Source organism: Deefgea tanakiae (assembly GCF_019665765.1).
GTDB lineage: Bacteria > Pseudomonadota > Gammaproteobacteria > Burkholderiales > Chitinibacteraceae > Deefgea > Deefgea tanakiae.
The window spans coordinates 2770973-2787173 of the sequence record NZ_CP081150.1; the positions used below are offsets into that span (position 1 = coordinate 2770973).

General features: G+C 48.0%; 21 protein-coding genes. 19 read left to right on the plus strand and 2 right to left on the minus strand.

All coding sequences use genetic code 11. From position 1 onward, the window contains the following. Nucleotides 1–187: 187 nt before the first annotated feature. The 16 genes from K4H28_RS12870 to hisD all read left to right on the plus strand — a co-directional run bounded on the left by K4H28_RS12870 (nucleotide 188) and on the right by hisD (nucleotide 11400). Nucleotides 188–976 carry an ABC transporter ATP-binding protein gene (locus K4H28_RS12870; protein ID WP_221005555.1) on the plus strand — a complete coding sequence of 263 codons (789 nt, stop codon included), beginning with the start codon at nucleotides 188–190 and terminating at the stop codon, nucleotides 974–976. A 75-nt stretch (nucleotides 977–1051) separates the two neighbouring features. Continuing rightward, a complete protein-coding gene (mlaE, locus tag K4H28_RS12875) occupies nucleotides 1052–1837 on the plus strand; it encodes a lipid asymmetry maintenance ABC transporter permease subunit MlaE (RefSeq protein WP_221005556.1) in 786 nt (261 codons plus the stop codon). A gap of 77 nt (nucleotides 1838–1914) precedes the next feature. After that, nucleotides 1915–2388: an outer membrane lipid asymmetry maintenance protein MlaD gene (gene mlaD / locus K4H28_RS12880; RefSeq protein WP_221005557.1), complete on the plus strand. Its 474-nt coding sequence runs from the start codon at nucleotides 1915–1917 to the stop codon at nucleotides 2386–2388. 3 nt (nucleotides 2389–2391) lie between these two features. Further along, a complete protein-coding gene (locus K4H28_RS12885; protein WP_255573527.1) occupies nucleotides 2392–3000 on the plus strand; it encodes an MlaC/ttg2D family ABC transporter substrate-binding protein in 609 nt (202 codons plus the stop codon). Continuing rightward, nucleotides 3000–3269, plus strand: a complete 270-nt coding sequence (locus K4H28_RS12890; RefSeq protein ID WP_221005558.1) for an STAS domain-containing protein — start codon at nucleotides 3000–3002, stop codon at nucleotides 3267–3269. Before K4H28_RS12885 ends, K4H28_RS12890 begins: the two co-directional genes overlap by 1 nt. A gap of 63 nt (nucleotides 3270–3332) precedes the next feature. After that, nucleotides 3333–4100, plus strand: a complete 768-nt coding sequence (locus K4H28_RS12895) for an MlaA family lipoprotein (protein ID WP_221005559.1) — start codon at nucleotides 3333–3335, stop codon at nucleotides 4098–4100. After that, the gene (locus K4H28_RS12900) at nucleotides 4097–4990 is read left to right on the plus strand and encodes an ABC transporter ATP-binding protein (protein WP_221005560.1); all 894 of its coding nucleotides are present in this window, start codon (nucleotides 4097–4099) and stop codon (nucleotides 4988–4990) included. The genes K4H28_RS12895 and K4H28_RS12900 overlap by 4 nt, the downstream gene beginning before the upstream one ends. Before the next feature lie 52 nt (nucleotides 4991–5042). After that, a complete protein-coding gene (locus tag K4H28_RS12905; protein WP_221005561.1) occupies nucleotides 5043–5798 on the plus strand; it encodes an ABC transporter permease in 756 nt (251 codons plus the stop codon). A 186-nt stretch (nucleotides 5799–5984) separates the two neighbouring features. Continuing rightward, on the plus strand, nucleotides 5985–6230 hold the full coding sequence (locus K4H28_RS12910) for a BolA family protein (RefSeq protein ID WP_444542514.1): 246 nt from the start codon (nucleotides 5985–5987) through the stop codon (nucleotides 6228–6230). Beyond that, nucleotides 6227–6409 carry a hypothetical protein gene (locus K4H28_RS12915; RefSeq protein ID WP_221005563.1) on the plus strand — a complete coding sequence of 61 codons (183 nt, stop codon included), beginning with the start codon at nucleotides 6227–6229 and terminating at the stop codon, nucleotides 6407–6409. Before K4H28_RS12910 ends, K4H28_RS12915 begins: the two co-directional genes overlap by 4 nt. A gap of 55 nt (nucleotides 6410–6464) precedes the next feature. After that, nucleotides 6465–7715: a UDP-N-acetylglucosamine 1-carboxyvinyltransferase gene (murA, locus tag K4H28_RS12920; protein ID WP_221005564.1), complete on the plus strand. Its 1251-nt coding sequence runs from the start codon at nucleotides 6465–6467 to the stop codon at nucleotides 7713–7715. Continuing rightward, entirely contained in the window at nucleotides 7715–8119 is a 405-nt protein-coding gene (locus tag K4H28_RS12925; RefSeq protein ID WP_221005565.1) for a DUF4870 domain-containing protein, read from the plus strand. Before murA ends, K4H28_RS12925 begins: the two co-directional genes overlap by 1 nt. A 38-nt stretch (nucleotides 8120–8157) precedes the next feature. After that, entirely contained in the window at nucleotides 8158–8805 is a 648-nt protein-coding gene (gene hisG, locus K4H28_RS12930) for an ATP phosphoribosyltransferase (RefSeq protein WP_221005566.1), read from the plus strand. Continuing rightward, nucleotides 8805–9305: a potassium channel family protein gene (locus K4H28_RS12935; RefSeq protein ID WP_221005567.1), complete on the plus strand. Its 501-nt coding sequence runs from the start codon at nucleotides 8805–8807 to the stop codon at nucleotides 9303–9305. The genes hisG and K4H28_RS12935 overlap by 1 nt, the downstream gene beginning before the upstream one ends. Before the next feature lie 26 nt (nucleotides 9306–9331). Continuing rightward, entirely contained in the window at nucleotides 9332–9862 is a 531-nt protein-coding gene (locus K4H28_RS12940) for a TIGR00645 family protein (RefSeq protein ID WP_221005568.1), read from the plus strand. A 245-nt stretch (nucleotides 9863–10107) separates the two neighbouring features. Further along, on the plus strand, nucleotides 10108–11400 hold the full coding sequence (gene hisD, locus K4H28_RS12945) for a histidinol dehydrogenase (RefSeq protein WP_373312813.1): 1293 nt from the start codon (nucleotides 10108–10110) through the stop codon (nucleotides 11398–11400). A gap of 98 nt (nucleotides 11401–11498) precedes the next feature. Here the strand turns inward: hisD and K4H28_RS12950 are convergent, their stop codons facing one another. Continuing rightward, nucleotides 11499–12530, minus strand: a complete 1032-nt coding sequence (locus tag K4H28_RS12950) for a hypothetical protein (protein WP_221005569.1) — start codon at nucleotides 12528–12530, stop codon at nucleotides 11499–11501. 115 nt (nucleotides 12531–12645) lie between these two features. Continuing rightward, nucleotides 12646–13674 (minus strand): tetratricopeptide repeat protein, encoded by a 1029-nt coding sequence (locus K4H28_RS12955; RefSeq protein ID WP_221005570.1) that lies wholly within the window; start codon nucleotides 13672–13674, stop codon nucleotides 12646–12648. Between the two features lie 412 nt (nucleotides 13675–14086). On the opposite strand from K4H28_RS12955, the gene K4H28_RS12960 reads away from it, so the two are divergent. The 3 genes from K4H28_RS12960 (at nucleotide 14087) to K4H28_RS12970 (ending at nucleotide 16103) form a co-directional block, all read left to right on the plus strand. Then, a complete protein-coding gene (locus K4H28_RS12960) occupies nucleotides 14087–14905 on the plus strand; it encodes a polysaccharide deacetylase family protein (RefSeq protein WP_221005571.1) in 819 nt (272 codons plus the stop codon). Nucleotides 14906–15040: 135 nt separating this feature from the next. Next, complete coding sequence (locus K4H28_RS12965; RefSeq protein ID WP_221005572.1) at nucleotides 15041–15763, plus strand: hypothetical protein; 723 nt, start codon at nucleotides 15041–15043, stop codon at nucleotides 15761–15763. After that, entirely contained in the window at nucleotides 15756–16103 is a 348-nt protein-coding gene (locus K4H28_RS12970) for a TfoX/Sxy family protein (RefSeq protein WP_221005573.1), read from the plus strand. Before K4H28_RS12965 ends, K4H28_RS12970 begins: the two co-directional genes overlap by 8 nt. Nucleotides 16104–16201: the final 98 nt, after the last annotated feature.

A 16201-nucleotide genomic window follows, 5' to 3' on the forward strand; every position in this document is an offset into this window, starting at 1 on the left:
AAATGACAACACTCTTTAAATTCCTAACGCCACAAGCGCCATTCATCGCCATTTTTATCTGCAGCTCGGTTTAATTCAGCTTAATTTAAGCTTTGCCCTGTTATGCTGCAGCGCAATAGCGGGCATATGTCTAGCGCATCTGGCTCTAAAGCCTTAAAATCCGGCTTCACACACTGACCCAAAACTCATGAACCTGCTTGAATTTCAAAATGTCAGCTTTGCTTACGGCGATAACATTATCTTGCGTGATGTCTCGCTCTCCATTTCGCGCGGCCAAGTGGTCGCCATTATGGGCGGCTCTGGCTCAGGTAAAACCACGCTACTTAAATTGATCGGCGGGCAAATTCAAGCTCAGCAAGGATCTGTCTGGCTCGACGGTGAAAACATTGGCACACTGAATGAAAGTGGCCTGTATGCGATGCGCCGCAAGCTGGGGATGCTGTTTCAGTTTGGTGCTTTATTTACGGATTTATCCGTCTTCGACAACGTTGCTTTTCCGCTGCGCGAGCGTACCAAGCTCCCAGAGTCAATGATCCGCGATTTGGTATTCATGAAGCTTGAAGCGGTTGGTTTACGAGGCGCTGCAACACAGATGCCGCATGAACTATCGGGCGGCATGGCACGCCGTGTTGCATTAGCACGAGCCATTGCGCTCGACCCCACGGTCATGCTTTATGATGAGCCGTTTACAGGGCTAGATCCTATTTCACTAGCGACAGTGGGCAAACTCATTCGAGAACTGAATGATGCGCTCGGCACCGCATCGATTGTTGTGACCCATGATGTGGCGGAATCACTCGCCATCGTTGACTATATCTACTTTCTTGCCGATGGCGTTATTGTCGCTCAAGGTACGCCAGATGAAGTCAAAGCGTCACAACACCCTTATGTTCAGCAATTTATCAACGCTCGCACCGATGGCCCCCTGCCGTTTCATAAGCCGGCAATGCCTTATGCCGCACAATTGGGGCTATGAACATGCACATCCTAACAATAGCCCGGTTCAAAAGCGTTTTAATTGCGCCAATCTCAATTGAGATCGGGGTATGCGATGCTATTTAATTTCTTTAGTCGTCTCGGCGCGCCACTGACCAATACCTTAATTAAACTAGGTTTCGCCTGCCGATTTTTATTAGCGATATTGCGCCATTCCGGCTCCAGCCTACTTCGCCCACGGCTCACCTTGCGTGAGATTTGGTTTGCAGGCGTCTTGTCGGTACTGATTATTTCGGTGTCGGGCTTGTTTGTCGGCATGGTACTTGCCCTGCAAGGCTACGACACACTACAACGCTTTGGCGCATCAAGCTCATTGGGCGTCTTAGTGGCGCTATCCTTGGTGCGAGAACTTGGTCCCGTAGTCGCAGCACTGCTATTTGCTAGTCGTGCAGGTAGCGCGATCACCGCCGAGATTGGCTTAATGAAAGTGACCGAACAGCTCTCCGCGATGGAAATGATGGCGGTAAATCCAATAGCCCGCGTAGTGGCACCGCGCTTTTGGGGCGGCGTTATTTCAATGCCTCTGCTGGCGGCAATTTTTAGCGCGATGGGGATTTTAGGCGGCTACTTAATCGGCGTGAAATTACTTGGGCTGGATGACGGAAGTTTTTGGTCACAAATGCAAGGTGCGGTTGATTTTCGGCTTGATGTGATGAATGGCATCATCAAAAGCTTCTTTTTCGGTTTTGCTGTATCGCTGATTGCCGTCTTTGAAGGTTATGATGCACCGCCGACTGCCGAAGGCATCTCCCGCGCCACCACGCGCACGGTCGTAACGAGCTCTTTAGTCATTTTAGCGCTCGATTTTATCTTGACCGCATTTATGTTTACAGGGATATAAATCATGCAAGAAAAACCAAAGTCCCTTTCGGCAATTGGCTTGCTTTTCATCATGGCGTTGAAGTATCGAGGTGTATTGTGAAACGAGGAATGATTGATTTTTGGGTTGGTTTATTTGCTACAGCAGGGGTGGTCGCCTTATTGTTTTTAGCGCTGCAAGTCAGTAGCTCCAGTTCATTGCCCGCGACTTCAAGCTATACCTTGATCGCTAATTTTGAGAATATTGGCGGCTTAAAAACCCGCTCACCCATTAAAAGTGCTGGCGTTGTCGTTGGTCGCGTGACCAGTATCACGCTCGACAGCGAGCGCTATGTCGCCCGCGTCGAGATGGCGCTCGATAGCCGTTATCATTTTAGCAAAGACAGCTCGGCCGAAATTTTGACCTCTGGCCTTTTAGGCGAACAGTACATCGGCATCACACCCGGTGCTGAAGAAAAAAATCTTGCGGCAGGTGATGCTTTTAAAGTTACTTCATCGGCCATCGTTTTAGAACAACTCATCAGTCGGTTTTTATTTAGTCAAGCCGACAAAACCAATAGTTCGGAGAAGTAATTTATGTTGCAAAAATTTCGTCACATTGTATTGATGTGTACCCTCAGCCTGATGGCGGGTACTGCTTTTGCCAATACCGAAACGCCAGAGCAAATCACCCGTGCGGCTAGCAAAGATGTATTAGAGATCATCAAAAAAAATGAAAAGGACGCAGCAAAAACGCGTGATCTAGTTGATGCCCGCCTATCGCCAATGGCGGACTACCAACGGATGACTTCGCTTGCAGTGGGTCGCTACTGGAAAAGTGCTACACCAGCCCAGCAAGAGGCACTGAGCAAAGAATTTCGTACCATGATGGTACGGACTTACTTATCCGCACTGACCTTATATAAAAATGCGCAAATTAACGTTAAAGGCACCCGCGCTGGCAACGATGATGATGAACAAACCGTGCGCACCGAGGTCACCCTGCCGAATCAAAAGCCGATTCCACTCGATTTTAGCTTTGAGAAAATCGGTAGTAATTGGAAGGTCTATGACATCACCGTCGAAGGGATCAGCTTTATTAATAATCACCGCAATCAATTCGGTGCAGTCATTCGCAAAGATGGCATTGATGGCTTGATTAAAAATATGGCAGAAAAAAACAATAGCTCACGGCAAAGCAAATAATGAGTGCAATTGTTTTAGCGCGTGAACTCACCCTCGCCAATAGCCCAGCTGCGCTATCAATGCTCGATAGCGTACTCGGGCGAAAAACATTAACGATCAATTTTGCGGCGCTCGAAGTCGTCGACTCCAGCGCGGTCGCGGTTTTAATCGAATGGCAACGCCGCGCCAAAGCCGTCAATTGCCAATTGGCATTCATCAATATGCCCAACAATCTACAGCAGTTGATCGCGGTTTATGGTTTAGCCGACGTATTAAACTCGCCCTCCTAAATGAATTAACCCAAAAAATTCCTCTATAATTCAGTCCTGTACGTTTTTCACCGAGTTGCCATCATGCGTCGTTTAATTGTTTTACCTCTATTGCTGCTAGTCGCGTGCGCGACCCCACAAAACAATTACGATCCATTAGAATCCATCAACCGGCCAATTTTTGCCGTCAACAAAGCCGTTGATGATGTCGTGCTGCGACCTGTTAGCCAAGGTTATGTGCGCTTTATCCCGCCCCCACTGCGTAAAGGCGTCGATAATTTCTTTGAGAATATTGACGATTTATTCGCAATTCCTGCGGCTATGTTGCAGGGTAAAGCAACGCCCGCCTCCAAAAGTTTTGGCCGTGTTTTGGTTAACACCACTCTGGGAGCTGGCGGGTTGATCGATTGGGCTAGCGATCTTCCGATTGAAAAACAAGAACAAGATTTTGGACAAACATTAGGACAGTGGGGCGTATCATCCGGTCCATTTTTAATGGTACCGTTCTATGGCCCACTCACACTGCGCGATAGCTCAGATCGTATAGTCCGTTTGGCGTGGGGGCCTATTGATTACATAGATGACTTAGCCGGCCAAATTGCCTATTACTCTGTCTATATCACTAATGCTCGCTCACAATTGCTGCCATTAGATGCCGTCATTCAAGAGCAAAATGACCCTTACGCATTTATTCGCGACAGTTATTTACAACGCCGCTGGTTTAAAATCCACGATGGCAACCCACCCTACCCGCTACCGATGGGTGATGATGATATCGAGGCCGAGCTAGAAACAGAGCAAGCGCAAACAACCGCATTATCGGCCAGTGCGCCCGCCGAGGCTCAACCATGAGTGCAATCGTTTTTGATGGCATCAGCAAGCAATTTGGTCAGTTCACCGCACTGAACGAAATTCGATTTGAAGTCGCCGAAGGTGACTTTTTTGCGCTGCTGGGCCCTAATGGGGCGGGTAAGACGACACTGATTTCGATTTTAGCGGGTTTAAGTAAGCCCAGCTCCGGGCGCACCACAGTGATGGGCTTTGACGTGCAAAAAGATTACCGCCAAGCTCGCCGTGCGGTTGGTATCGTGCCGCAAGAGTTGGTGTTCGATCCCTTTTTTACCGTTCGGGAAACGCTACAATTTCAGTCTGGTTATTTCGGCATCAAAAATAACCACGCATGGATTGATGAGATTCTTGAAAACCTCGGCCTCACCGATAAAGCCGACGCCAATATGCGGGCATTATCTGGCGGTATGAAGCGCCGCGTCATGGTGGCTCAAGCCTTGGTACACAAACCCCCTGTTATCGTCTTGGATGAACCGACTGCTGGCGTCGATGTCGAGTTACGACAAACCTTGTGGGCTTTTATTCGTAGCCTCAATCAACAAGGCCATACGATTGTACTGACCACGCATTACCTTGAAGAAGCAGAAACACTCTGCAATCGCATCGCCATGCTCAAACAAGGGCGGCTGTTGGCGCTGGAAGACAAAGCCCAAATCATGGCGCGTGGCGCAGCACGAACCGTGTTACTTAAATTAAAACCAGCGCAACTACCTGCAACACTAACTCCGCTCTTGGTACGTGAAAACGAACACGGATTTGAGTTAAAACTCAGCGATTGCACTCAGCTTGAAATGATATTGAACGAAGTTCGTTCCGCAGGCGTTGCACTGAAAGACGTTTCGATCTCACAACCGGATTTAGAAGACATTTTCGTGCAAATGATGAGTGCCTAATTCCCTTCCACGACTCTTTTATTACTGCTTTTTCCGCTAGGCGCAATCTGCTATGACTGGCTTTTACACTCTGTTTTACAAAGAAATCCTACGCTTTTGGAAAGTAGGTTTTCAAACGGTTGCCGCGCCCGTGCTGACCGCGCTGATGTATCTATTGATTTTTGCGCACGTACTAGCAGCACACGTACAACCCTTTCCTGGCGTGAGTTATACCGCGTTTCTGATTCCCGGCTTGATGATGATGAGCATGTTGCAAAATGCATTTGCCAATACCAGCTCCAGTATTATTCAATCCAAAGTGACCGGCAGTATCGTTTTTATCTTGCTGCCGCCGCTGTCACATTTCGAATTCTTCGCCGCTTATACCTTGGCGGCCATTGTGCGCGGCCTTGTTGTTGGCTCGGGGGTATTGCTTACTTCTTTATTATTCCCAATGCCTACGCCACAATACCCACTATGGATTTTTGTGTTCGCTTTTATCGGCTGCGGATTAATGGCGATTTTAGGGATGATTGCAGGTATTTGGGCTGAGAAATACGATCAATTAGCCGCCTTTCAAAACTTCCTGATCATGCCGCTGACTTTTCTTTCTGGCGTGTTTTACTCCATCCACAGCCTACCGGTTTTCTGGCAAAACGTGTCTCACTTCAATCCTGTTTTTTATATGATTGATGGGTTTCGCTACGGATTTTTTGGCCAAAGCGATGTCAACCCTTGGCTTTCTTTGACTGTTGTCGGATTTAGTTTACTTATTCTCGCCGCATTCGCGCTCAGTTTGATAAAATCTGGCTACAAAATTCGCCGTTAACGGCATACGTAACACCAGCTTTGTCCACGTCAAGCAATTTGCCCGACGTAAATTCGTAGGTATTTAAATGTGCGCCTTATTAAGCATAGCCTATGACAAGATACCCATTGAAAACCAATTAGTGCGCTTGTTTCTCTGGTATTTTGTGGACGATTTTTTAGTGCGCAAACCCGCAACTTAGAAGACATCATGACGCCAGAACAAGTACAAGCCCTCATCGCGCAAATTTTACCGTGCGAACATCTCGACGTAGAAGGCGATGGCCATCATTTTTATGCCACGATTGTTTCCGAGCAATTTGCCGGCATGGGTTTATTGGCACGCCATCGCCTCATCAATGACGGCTTAAAGTCGTATATCGACTCAGGTGAATTACACGCCATTTCGATGCGCGCCACAGTAACCCCCGCAGAATTCGCGCAACGTCAATGAGCAAACCAGATAAGCGTTTCGATCTGTCGGCCATCGATGATCAAAAAGCGATTATCGAGCAGGCGAAAATTGACGCCCGCAAGCCGCAAGATCGCAGTGTTGGCCACATCGCCGCGCTCACGAATATTCCATGGCTGATCGGTATCGTCGCGGTCGTTTGGTGGACTTACTTCAAATAATTTAGAGCTGTAGGCGCAGTCAAACCCGCCCCTACAGATCAGTAAAGGTAAAAAAATGGATAAACTTAGAATTATTGGCGGCCATCCGCTCTCTGGCGAAATCACGATTTCTGGCGCTAAAAATGCGGCCTTGCCGATTTTATGTGCGTCTCTGCTGACCGCAGAGACTCTCCGCCTCACCAATGTGCCGCAATTGGCCGACGTGAAAACCACGCAAAAATTGCTGCAAGGCATGGGCGTGCGCGTGATGACTGATAATGTCCACGAATATGAATTGACCGCTGCCGACCTCACTAGCCTGACTGCGCCGTACGAATTAGTGAAAACCATGCGCGCTTCGATTTTGGTACTCGGCCCAACCTTGGCGCGCTTTGGTGAAGCCCAAGTTTCACTGCCAGGCGGCTGCGCGATTGGTGCTCGTCCAGTGGATCAGCACATCAAGGGCCTTGAAGCGATGGGAGCTGAAATCATCATCGAGCATGGTTACGTGAAAGCCAAAGGCCGTCTCAAAGGCGCGCGCATCGTCTGCGATATGGTTACCGTAACGGGTACAGAGAATTTATTGATGGCCGCCACCTTGGCCGATGGCATCACCACCATTGAAAATGCAGCGCGTGAGCCTGAAGTGGTGGATTTGGCCGAATGCTTGATCAAAATGGGCGCCAAAATCAGCGGTCATGGCACCGATCGCATCACGATTGAAGGCGTTGCCAGCCTGCATGGCGCGGAACACGCGATTATCGCCGACCGTATCGAAACGGGCACTTTCCTCGTGGCTGCAGCGGCGGCACAAGGTAAAGTTTTACTCAAAAATACCCGCGCCGATATTCTAGATGCCGTATTGGATAAATTGCGCGAAGCCGGTGCCTATATCGAAGCGGGCGACACGTGGATTTCCCTCGATATGAAACGCCGCGCTAAAGCGGTAAACCTACGCACCTTGCCTTACCCTGCTTTCCCAACCGATATGCAGGCGCAATTTATGATGCTGAACTGTATCGCGGAAGGCACCGGCGTCGTGACTGAAACCATTTTTGAAAATCGCTTTATGCATGCGCCAGAACTGATTCGCATGGGGGCAAAAATCAATACCGAAGGCAATACGGCGATTATCACAGGCGTGGACAAATTGTCTGGTGCGACCGTGATGGCAACCGATTTGCGCGCGTCAGCCAGCTTGGTGATTGCCGGCTTGATCGCCGAAGGCGAAACGATTGTCGATCGGATTTACCATTTGGATCGCGGTTACGAGCACATCGAAACCAAACTGGCCGGTATTGGCGCGAGTATTGAGCGTTTTCACTAATGTTAACGATTAATCCAAAGCCCGCCGGTGAAGACAGTGATGGCAAACTCAAGCCCCCTAGCCAAGGAGAAAAAGCCGCTGCCGTGGTGATTCATCTGGCGGGGCTTTGCTGGCTGCCCTTGATTCCAATGCCGATTTTAGCGCTGATCATTCCATTTTTAGGCCTGCAATTTGCCCGTGTACACTCCGAATTTGTTGAGCAACACGCTATACAAGCTGCGAACTTTCAAATGCTGATGGGCTGCTTTTACGCATTATCTTTGCTCGCGGGGATCTTCTTTAACACCGCCTTATTTGTTTGGTGGATGGCGATTGGTGCCGCGCTGTTTGCCGTTTGGGAAGCCGCCAAAGCGATGAATGGCTGGCAGTCGAAGTATCCGGCAAGTATTAAATTATTTAAATAAGCTGTGGCACGCCATTGGCGTGCATTACTGGAAACAACATGATTACCATTGCTTTATCCAAAGGCCGGATTTTCGAAGAAACGCTGCCACTGTTAGCTGCAGCTGGCATCGTGCCGAGCGAAGCGCCAGAGAGCACACGCAAACTGATCATTGGCACCAATCAACCCGATGTTCAACTGATTATTGTGCGCGCGTCAGACGTACCGACCTATGTGCAATACGGCGCAGCTGATTTAGGCGTTGCTGGCAAAGACGTATTGATCGAGCACGGCGGCCAAGGTCTGTATCAACCACTGGATCTTGAAATCGCTAAATGCAGTTTGATGGTCGCGGTACAAAATGGCTTTGATTACGAAGGCGCAGTCAAACAAGGCGCTCGTCTACGCATCGCCACCAAATACACCGAACAAGCCAAAGAGCATTTTGCCAGCAAAGGCGTGTATGTTGATTTGATCAAGCTATATGGCTCGATGGAACTCGCACCATTGGTGGGCCTAGCCGATGCGATTGTTGACTTGGTTTCTACTGGCGGCACGCTCAAAGCCAATAATCTGGTCGCAGTTGAACATATCCGTGATATTTCTAGCCGCTTAGTGATTAATCAATCCGCGCTCAAACTCAAGCACGAGCGTTTACAACCGATGATTGATGCATTCAGCGCGACTGTTGCCAATCGCCAAGCGTAATGTCGCTTAAAGATATTCGCTGGCGGCATGTTCCCCTCTATACCTTGCTGTTCATGTTCTTGTGGCCGTTGCTAATACGGTTTGAAATACTCGATCATGGCTCAGAGACGATGTATTGGTTTATTGCCGCCACCTATCTTAATTATTTGGCGTTTATTTTCAGCATTGCTTATGGGCAACGGATGCAAGAAGGCCTGCATCCGGCACAAGCCGTGTGGCTGTTTTTATTGAGCAATATGCTACTGATTCTTACTTTTGCTGCCGGTTGGCAAATGTTTGACGTGTACGGCACCAGTGATGGCTGCAGCAATAACACTAATTTCTTAGATTCCCTGTATTTTTCAGCCACCATCTTTGCAACCGTAGGCTTTGGAGACTTTTTGCCCTGCAATGCCGATGGTAAATTGCTGTTTATTGCCGAGTCGCTGATCGGCTCAACTCATTTTGGGATTTTTATTACGCTGGTTTTTAGCCGCGTAATTTTCCCAAATAAAACCTAAACTGCTTCACGCCACAAGGAGCCCCAATGTCTGTCACGTCTCGCTCAAAACCAAAATCAAATCTGCTGGCGAAAATCATATTCGGCAGTCGCTGGCTACAATTACCCATTTACTTAGGCTTGATCATTGTTCAAGGCGTCTATGCCTACAAATTCTTGGCTGGCCTCGTACGGATGCTGAGCAACCTCACCACGATGTCAGAAACTGATGTCATGCTGGCCGTTCTCGGCTTGATTGATGTAGTGATGATTGCCAATTTACTGTTGATGGTGACGATGGGCGGCTACGAGACCTTTGTTTCTCGCCTCAATATCGATGACGATCCCGATCAACCCGAATGGCTTGATCATGTGAATGCGACCGTACTTAAAGTCAAACTGTCGATGGCGATTATTAGTATTTCCTCGATTCATTTATTACAAACATTCATTAATGCAGCACAGATTCCAGAAGCCACCATGAAATGGCAAGTGATTATCCACGTGACCTTCCTGATCTCCGCTGCGGCCTTAGCTTATACCGACAAGCTACTTCACTCTGTTTCGAACCCACATTGATATAGCATGTATATGCTCACGGTATTTAATAAAATTAGGCCGTGAGCATATACCCAGAGTATTTATAGTTTTCATTCACTAGAGAAAAACAGATTCGTTTTATTAATTTGGAACACTCTAGCGTAGTAAAAAAACACCTTCTTAGTATCAGCCACATAGCGTTCTGCTACAGGCGATTTGCCGCGCAAATACAGTCGTAAGTCAGGGTATAATCAATGCAATTCTTATTGCTTTGGGTCTACGCCATGATTCGCCGTCTTGATTCCTCTTCGAACAATTTTCAATCTGAACTCACCGCATTGCTGGCGTTTGAAACCTCGCAAGATCCACAAGTTGACGTGCGCGTTGCTGCCATTTTGGCCGACGTGAAAGCACGTGGCGATGCGGCGGTGATTGAATACACGAATCAGTTTGACGGCACATCCGCGCAAAACATGGCTGATCTTGAGCTGACCCAAGACGAACTCAAAGCCGCCTTCGAGCGCTTGCCAGCCGAACAAGCAGCCGCACTGCAAGCCGCAGCCGCCCGCGTGCGTAGCTTCCATGAAAAACAAGTAATGCAATCGTGGACGTACGAAGACGAAGACGGCACGATGCTCGGCCAACAAGTCACCGCGCTCGATCGCGTTGGGATTTATGTGCCGGGCGGCAAAGCCACTTATCCTTCTTCAGTACTGATGAATGCGATTCCAGCGCACGTAGCGGGAGTCAAAGAAATCATCATGGTCGTACCTACACCGCGTGGCGAACGCAACGATATGGTGCTCGGTGCTGCCTACGTGGCAGGTGTCAGCCGCGCATTCACCATCGGCGGCGCGCAAGCCGTCGGTGCATTGGCATTTGGTACTGCAACGATTCCGCAAGTCGATAAAATCACTGGACCTGGCAATGCCTATGTTGCCGCGGCAAAACGCGCGGTATTTGGCATCGTTGGCATTGATATGGTCGCTGGCCCATCGGAAATTCTGGTCGTTGCAGATGGCACGACACCGGCTGACTGGGTGGCGATGGATTTATTTAGCCAAGCTGAACACGATGAAATTGCGCAATCGATTTTGCTCTGTACGGATGCTGCCTATTTGGCTGAAGTCGAAGCCAGCATCGAAAAACTGCTGCCTACCCAACCGCGCAAAGACATTATCAGCGCATCGCTTGCTAATCGTGGCGCCTTGATTCTGGTAAAAGACTTGGCCGAGGCGTGTGAAATCGCTAATTACATCGCACCTGAGCACATGGAATTGTCGGTTAGCGATCCTGATGCGTTATTGCCGCTGATTCGTCATGCCGGTGCGATTTTTATGGGGCAATTTACATCGGAAAGTTTGGGTGATTACTGCGCTGGCCCAAACCACGTGTTGCCAACCGCACGCAGCGCACGGTTCTCCAGCCCGCTCGGTGTGTATGACTTCCAAAAACGCTCGAGTTTGATCAAAGTTTCACAAGCTGGCGCGCAAAAATTAGGCAAAATTGCCAGTGTGTTGGCGCATGGTGAAGGCCTCACGGCACATGCGAATGCCGCTGAATTTCGCCTCAAGTAATCACCGATATATTAATCCAATGAAAAACCCGCTGCGAAGCGGGTTTTTATGTATTGCTACGTAGGCAATACAATTTAAAGCCTTGAAAGACATACTCGTCACAACAGCAACGCACTCAGCCCTGCCACATTCGGCATCATCTGCGGATTCATCGCCGAATTTAAATCTAATTGAATAAAATTGGCTTTACGCGCATATTCATCGGCGAGTTCGATGCGCCCAGAAACTCGCGCATAGTGCTCGGCCTGCTCTGACATGCGAAGCTCTAAATGACGAAAGCCATCTTGATGCGCAATCGTTAGAGCACGCTCCACGACATCGAGCGCACGCACACACTGCGAAGGGTCGATTGCAATTAACTTGGCCCACACCCCCAATAAATTAACTTCGGCCCAATGATACGGTGTGCTCGCAACGATCAATAAACCGTCTTCAATCAGACATTCTGCAGCCATCAGATGACCATCAGCTAATTCAATTTCAGCCAAGCGATAGGAACAGGTGGCGGCGTAGTGGGGAAGATGGTGCTGCAAACACAAGGTCAATGCGTCACGCAGCAAGGCTTTCGCGGCAATCGAGTCAGCCACCTTTTGCAGATTCACCGCCCAATTGATTTTGGCTTTCACCAATAAGAATACATCGCCAAAATCGATCAGAAGATTATGTGCCGCCGCATGCATTTGCACCGCTAAGTGATTATCCCCACCCGCATCACATATCTGCCCCAAGCCCATTAAGGCTAAACTACGCGTTTTGAGTAGTTCGGGTTGGTTTTGACACAACTCAACACATTGCTGCCAATGCTCAAGTGCCTGCGGATAACAGGCTTGCGTGTAATAACAGCGCCCAATCTGCTCTAGGATTTCGGGGATACGCTGAGTTTGTTTGAATTCTTCGGCAAAAACCAAGGCTTCTGAAAGATGACTAATGGCATTAGTTAAATCTCCGAGCTGGTCTTCAATCTGAGAAAGCTGCAAGGCGCCATCAATAAAGGCGCTAATATCGAATGCGCGACGTGCGTCATCGAGCAAAGCTAAACATTGAGTACGTGATCTGACCGGCGATGTGAACATCTCGGTTTTATTCTGTACCAATAAATGCTGCCGGTACTCTTGCCTGCTTAGTGGCATCTCTGCGGTTATCCATTCAAATCGATGTTGCGAGCTAGGTGTCTACAATTGAAGAGCTTAACTTTTTATTACACAGTTAAGCAGCCCAGCCAGACAGCGTAAGATAATAGCAAGTCTAGGCAATTAAATCACGTAACATATTCAAATTGAGACCACTCGGTTGTGTTATTTCCGTATGCAAGTGCACGCTTAAAAAATCAATCTTACGTTGATACTCATCCGCGACCTCATCAAGCCCTTGGAGCCGAGCATATTGCGCCGCCTGTTGACTCAAACGAAACACCAAATGTCGTAAACCATCTTCCTCTGCAATACTTAAACCCCGTTTGACAATATCAAGTGCCTGCTCGCAACGCCCTAATTGAAAACTTAACTCAGCCCAAAGTGCGAGTAAATTCACCTCACACCAATGGTATGGCGTCGTCGTTACCATCATCACCCCTTCCTCGATCAGCTGCTCAGCCACGGTCATTTCATTCAAACTCATCGCAATTTCAGCGAGGCGAAATTGGCATTCTGCAGCATGGTGCGGTAGATCATGCGCCAAACTCAAACGAAGTGATTCTTGCAAAATCTCACGAGACTCTTCAGACAAGCCAATTTTTTGTAAATTCACGGCCCAGTTTATTTTGGCCATCGTGAGCAAGAATTGATTATTAATTGTCAGTAATAGCGAATGCGCAATCTGATGCAACTGGATTGCCTGCGTGTGTTCGCCACTTACGTCACAAATTTGACCCAAGCCCATTAAAGCTAAAGCACGTGTTTCAAGAAAATTCAATTGGTTACCACACAGCAAGGCACACTGATGCCAGTAGTCCAAAGCTTGTGGGTAATTGGCTTGCGAGTAGTAACAACGGCCAATTTGTTCAAGTAACTGGGGAGTTTGTTGGGCTTGTTTAAATTCCTCGGCAAAAACCAAAGCCTCCGAAAGAACAACAATGGCTTGCGGCAAATCACCCAATTGATCTTCGATTAATGAAAATTGTAAGGAGGCAGAGATAAAAGTTGATGCGTCAAAGTTTTTACGTGCCCGCGCCAGCAGCAGCGCACATTTTTGCTTCGCCAGCACTGGCTCAGTAAAAATGAGTCGCTCAATTTCAGCCAATTCCGAACAGTGAATAGCAGACTTGACGGCATTCATCTCTAAATTCAATTCAATACTTAAAGATTAAGCATAAACAGCATTTTGCCTTGCTCCAAGGAGATAAAGCCAGAAGGCAAAATTAAACGCCTTTTTATTCCGATTCGAGGAACATTTCGGCAAATACATTTATCAAGGCAGCGGCATAACCATCGGAGCCTTCAATGTGTGCGACCGTGCTACTCTGGCAGAAAGATCTGCATCTTCGAGATGCCTGCTGAATTGAGGCTCCCAAGTTAGTTAAGGTTTTGTGCATTATTGGACCTCATCCATCGTATAAACCTCTAAGAAGCTAACTTCAAATGATCGCAGCACAATTTGCTATAGAAATTCGCTACGCAGTTAAAATAAATTGAGCCATGCAGTTGGCAAGCCAAACGTAGTTATTCCTATCACATATGGATTTAATTCAATGCTAATGAAAACCTCTATCATCATTGCAGGTCTGGTTTGGATGACTACGCAAGCCATTGCACAAAGCCCACCCCGTTTAAGAACGCCTTTTGTTGAAGGTTGGGATCAAGTGCCGCCAGCCAAACTGGCGCAGCAGGCTAGCGACTTTCCGCAGAGCTTTTTTTTAGAAGGGCCGGGCGAGCGAAAAGAAATCGCATTTACTTTTGATGATGGCCCCAGTGCGGATACCGCCGCTTTACTCGACTTACTCAAAAAAGAAAACGTTAAAGCGACTTTTTTTTGGCAAGGGAGTCAAATCGAGAAATTCCCAGAATTGGCTCGGCGTGCCTACGAAGAGGGTCACACACTCGCCAATCATAGTTACAACCATCCACGATTGATTCCATTAGAGGGCGAAAATCAATGGTGGAAGCAACAAATCGAGAAAACACAGAATGTTTATCAAAATATATTGGGCTTTCAGCCCAGTATGATGCGCCCGCCGTATGGGTTTATCAGCGGCAGCCAAATTCAGTTTTTGCAGCAAAAAAAGATGTATGCGATTTTATGGTCGGTCGATACTGCTGATTGGTATCACACGCACAAAAATGGTTTCGATGAGATTGCGGCGAGCAAGATTGTTAACGTTGTTCAAGACTATATCCACCCAGAAGCGATTGTCTTAATGCACGATTCTGGCGGCCGTGGCCGTAAACCGACCATCATGGCCGTGGCGCAGTTGATTCCTGAATTAAAAAAGCAAGGCTATCGTTTTACGACGGTTGACCAGCTACTCAATATTCCAGCTCAGCTCAAACTAGTAAAGACTGAGAAGTAATTGGATAGTATATCCATCAAGACATTGATTAAATTGGCACAGAAATGAATACCTAGCACAAGCAAACATTGAAAGTTTGATTTATGCAAATTATGCTAATCTGCGCAAAACCATCTGAGTCGCGGGAAACACTGTATGCAGAAATTAGTTACACTCTTGATCTTGTTACTCATTACCATCGGTATGGCCGTGCACGGCCCGATTGCTCAGCTTGAAGGCTACCATTCCTTTGCCGACAAAGTGATGCGCTTTGGGATTGTCAATTGCGGTGATGTGCTATCCAATGCCGGCTTTGCACTCGTTGCGCTCTGGGGTTTATTATATTTATGGCCGAGACGCCAACAACTCAATCTCGGTTTTACATTATTTGTGATTGCGATTTTCCTCACCGCGATGGGCTCAGGCTACTACCACTGGATGCCCAATGACGAACGTCTCGTGTGGGATCGTATGCCAATTTCACTCGCCTGCGCGGGTTTATTGGCAGGGGTGTGGCAAAACTTTTCACCACAAAAAAATCAATGGCCTTTGGTTATCGCGCTCAGCATTTTTGCCATTGGTGGCGTTGTTTATTGGTATTACTCAGGCGATTTACGTCTATATCTTGGTTTGCAAATTCTGCCACTGGTGCTGATTCCAATCTGGCAATGGCACGCGCCGAAAGCGGAACGGTTCGCCTTTGCTACCGCAATCGCCTTGTATGTACTGGCAAAAATAGCTGAGCTGGCTGACTATCAAATTTATGCCTTGTTAGGCTTTATGAGTGGCCACACTCTCAAACATGTGTTGTCCACCTTGGCTGCCGGCGTGATTATTTATCACTTGGTACAAAAAACTCGAACAAGTTGCCATGGCTAGGCGCAGCGAATACGTCGACTATCTGCTTGACGAGCTAGCACCACTCGGCAAGCTACGCGCCAAAGCCATGTTTGGTGGCTTTGGCTTGTACTGCGACGAGCTGTTTTTCGCACTCGTCGCTGAGGATATGGTTTATTTCAAAGTAGACGACGTTAATCGACCCCGCTTTATCGCCGAGCACCTCGCGCCATTTTGCTTTGCGATGAAAGATGGTCGCTCACAAACCATGAGTTATTACCCGCTCCCCGAATCAGCGCTCGAATCTCAAGCTGAGCTTCTCGACTGGGCCAAAGAAGGCGTCGCCGCGGCACTTCGAGCCAAGCGCCCCACTCGCAGATAGATGTGAGCTTGTGAAATTCTTTACTTCAGTTTGCCAGCCCATCAGCACACCACAAATAACTAAAGTATTTTTCGACTTACGCATTGGCTAAACATACT

Excerpts from the sequence above, each read along its gene's own strand:
- K4H28_RS12900 (WP_221005560.1), top strand. The coding sequence starts at position 4,097 with ATGAGTGCAATCGTTTTTGATGGCATCAGCAAGCAATTTGGTCAGTTC.
- K4H28_RS12940 (WP_221005568.1), top strand. The coding sequence starts at position 9,332 with ATGTCTGTCACGTCTCGCTCAAAACCAAAATCAAATCTGCTGGCGAAA.
- K4H28_RS12935 (WP_221005567.1), top strand. The coding sequence starts at position 8,805 with ATGTCGCTTAAAGATATTCGCTGGCGGCATGTTCCCCTCTATACCTTG.
- K4H28_RS12905 (WP_221005561.1), top strand. The coding sequence starts at position 5,043 with ATGACTGGCTTTTACACTCTGTTTTACAAAGAAATCCTACGCTTTTGG.
- K4H28_RS12890 (WP_221005558.1), top strand. The coding sequence starts at position 3,000 with ATGAGTGCAATTGTTTTAGCGCGTGAACTCACCCTCGCCAATAGCCCA.
- mlaE (WP_221005556.1), top strand. The coding sequence starts at position 1,052 with ATGCTATTTAATTTCTTTAGTCGTCTCGGCGCGCCACTGACCAATACC.
- K4H28_RS12885 (WP_255573527.1), top strand. The coding sequence starts at position 2,392 with ATGTTGCAAAAATTTCGTCACATTGTATTGATGTGTACCCTCAGCCTG.
- K4H28_RS12895 (WP_221005559.1), top strand. The coding sequence starts at position 3,333 with ATGCGTCGTTTAATTGTTTTACCTCTATTGCTGCTAGTCGCGTGCGCG.
- hisG (WP_221005566.1), top strand. The coding sequence starts at position 8,158 with ATGATTACCATTGCTTTATCCAAAGGCCGGATTTTCGAAGAAACGCTG.
- K4H28_RS12960 (WP_221005571.1), top strand. The coding sequence starts at position 14,087 with ATGCTAATGAAAACCTCTATCATCATTGCAGGTCTGGTTTGGATGACT.
- K4H28_RS12965 (WP_221005572.1), top strand. The coding sequence starts at position 15,041 with ATGCAGAAATTAGTTACACTCTTGATCTTGTTACTCATTACCATCGGT.
- murA (WP_221005564.1), top strand. The coding sequence starts at position 6,465 with ATGGATAAACTTAGAATTATTGGCGGCCATCCGCTCTCTGGCGAAATC.
- hisD (WP_373312813.1), top strand. The coding sequence starts at position 10,108 with ATGATTCGCCGTCTTGATTCCTCTTCGAACAATTTTCAATCTGAACTC.
- K4H28_RS12915 (WP_221005563.1), top strand. The coding sequence starts at position 6,227 with ATGAGCAAACCAGATAAGCGTTTCGATCTGTCGGCCATCGATGATCAA.
- K4H28_RS12950 (WP_221005569.1), bottom strand. The coding sequence starts at position 12,530 with ATGCCACTAAGCAGGCAAGAGTACCGGCAGCATTTATTGGTACAGAAT.
- K4H28_RS12970 (WP_221005573.1), top strand. The coding sequence starts at position 15,756 with ATGGCTAGGCGCAGCGAATACGTCGACTATCTGCTTGACGAGCTAGCA.
- K4H28_RS12870 (WP_221005555.1), top strand. The coding sequence starts at position 188 with ATGAACCTGCTTGAATTTCAAAATGTCAGCTTTGCTTACGGCGATAAC.
- K4H28_RS12955 (WP_221005570.1), bottom strand. The coding sequence starts at position 13,674 with ATGAATGCCGTCAAGTCTGCTATTCACTGTTCGGAATTGGCTGAAATT.
- K4H28_RS12925 (WP_221005565.1), top strand. The coding sequence starts at position 7,715 with ATGTTAACGATTAATCCAAAGCCCGCCGGTGAAGACAGTGATGGCAAA.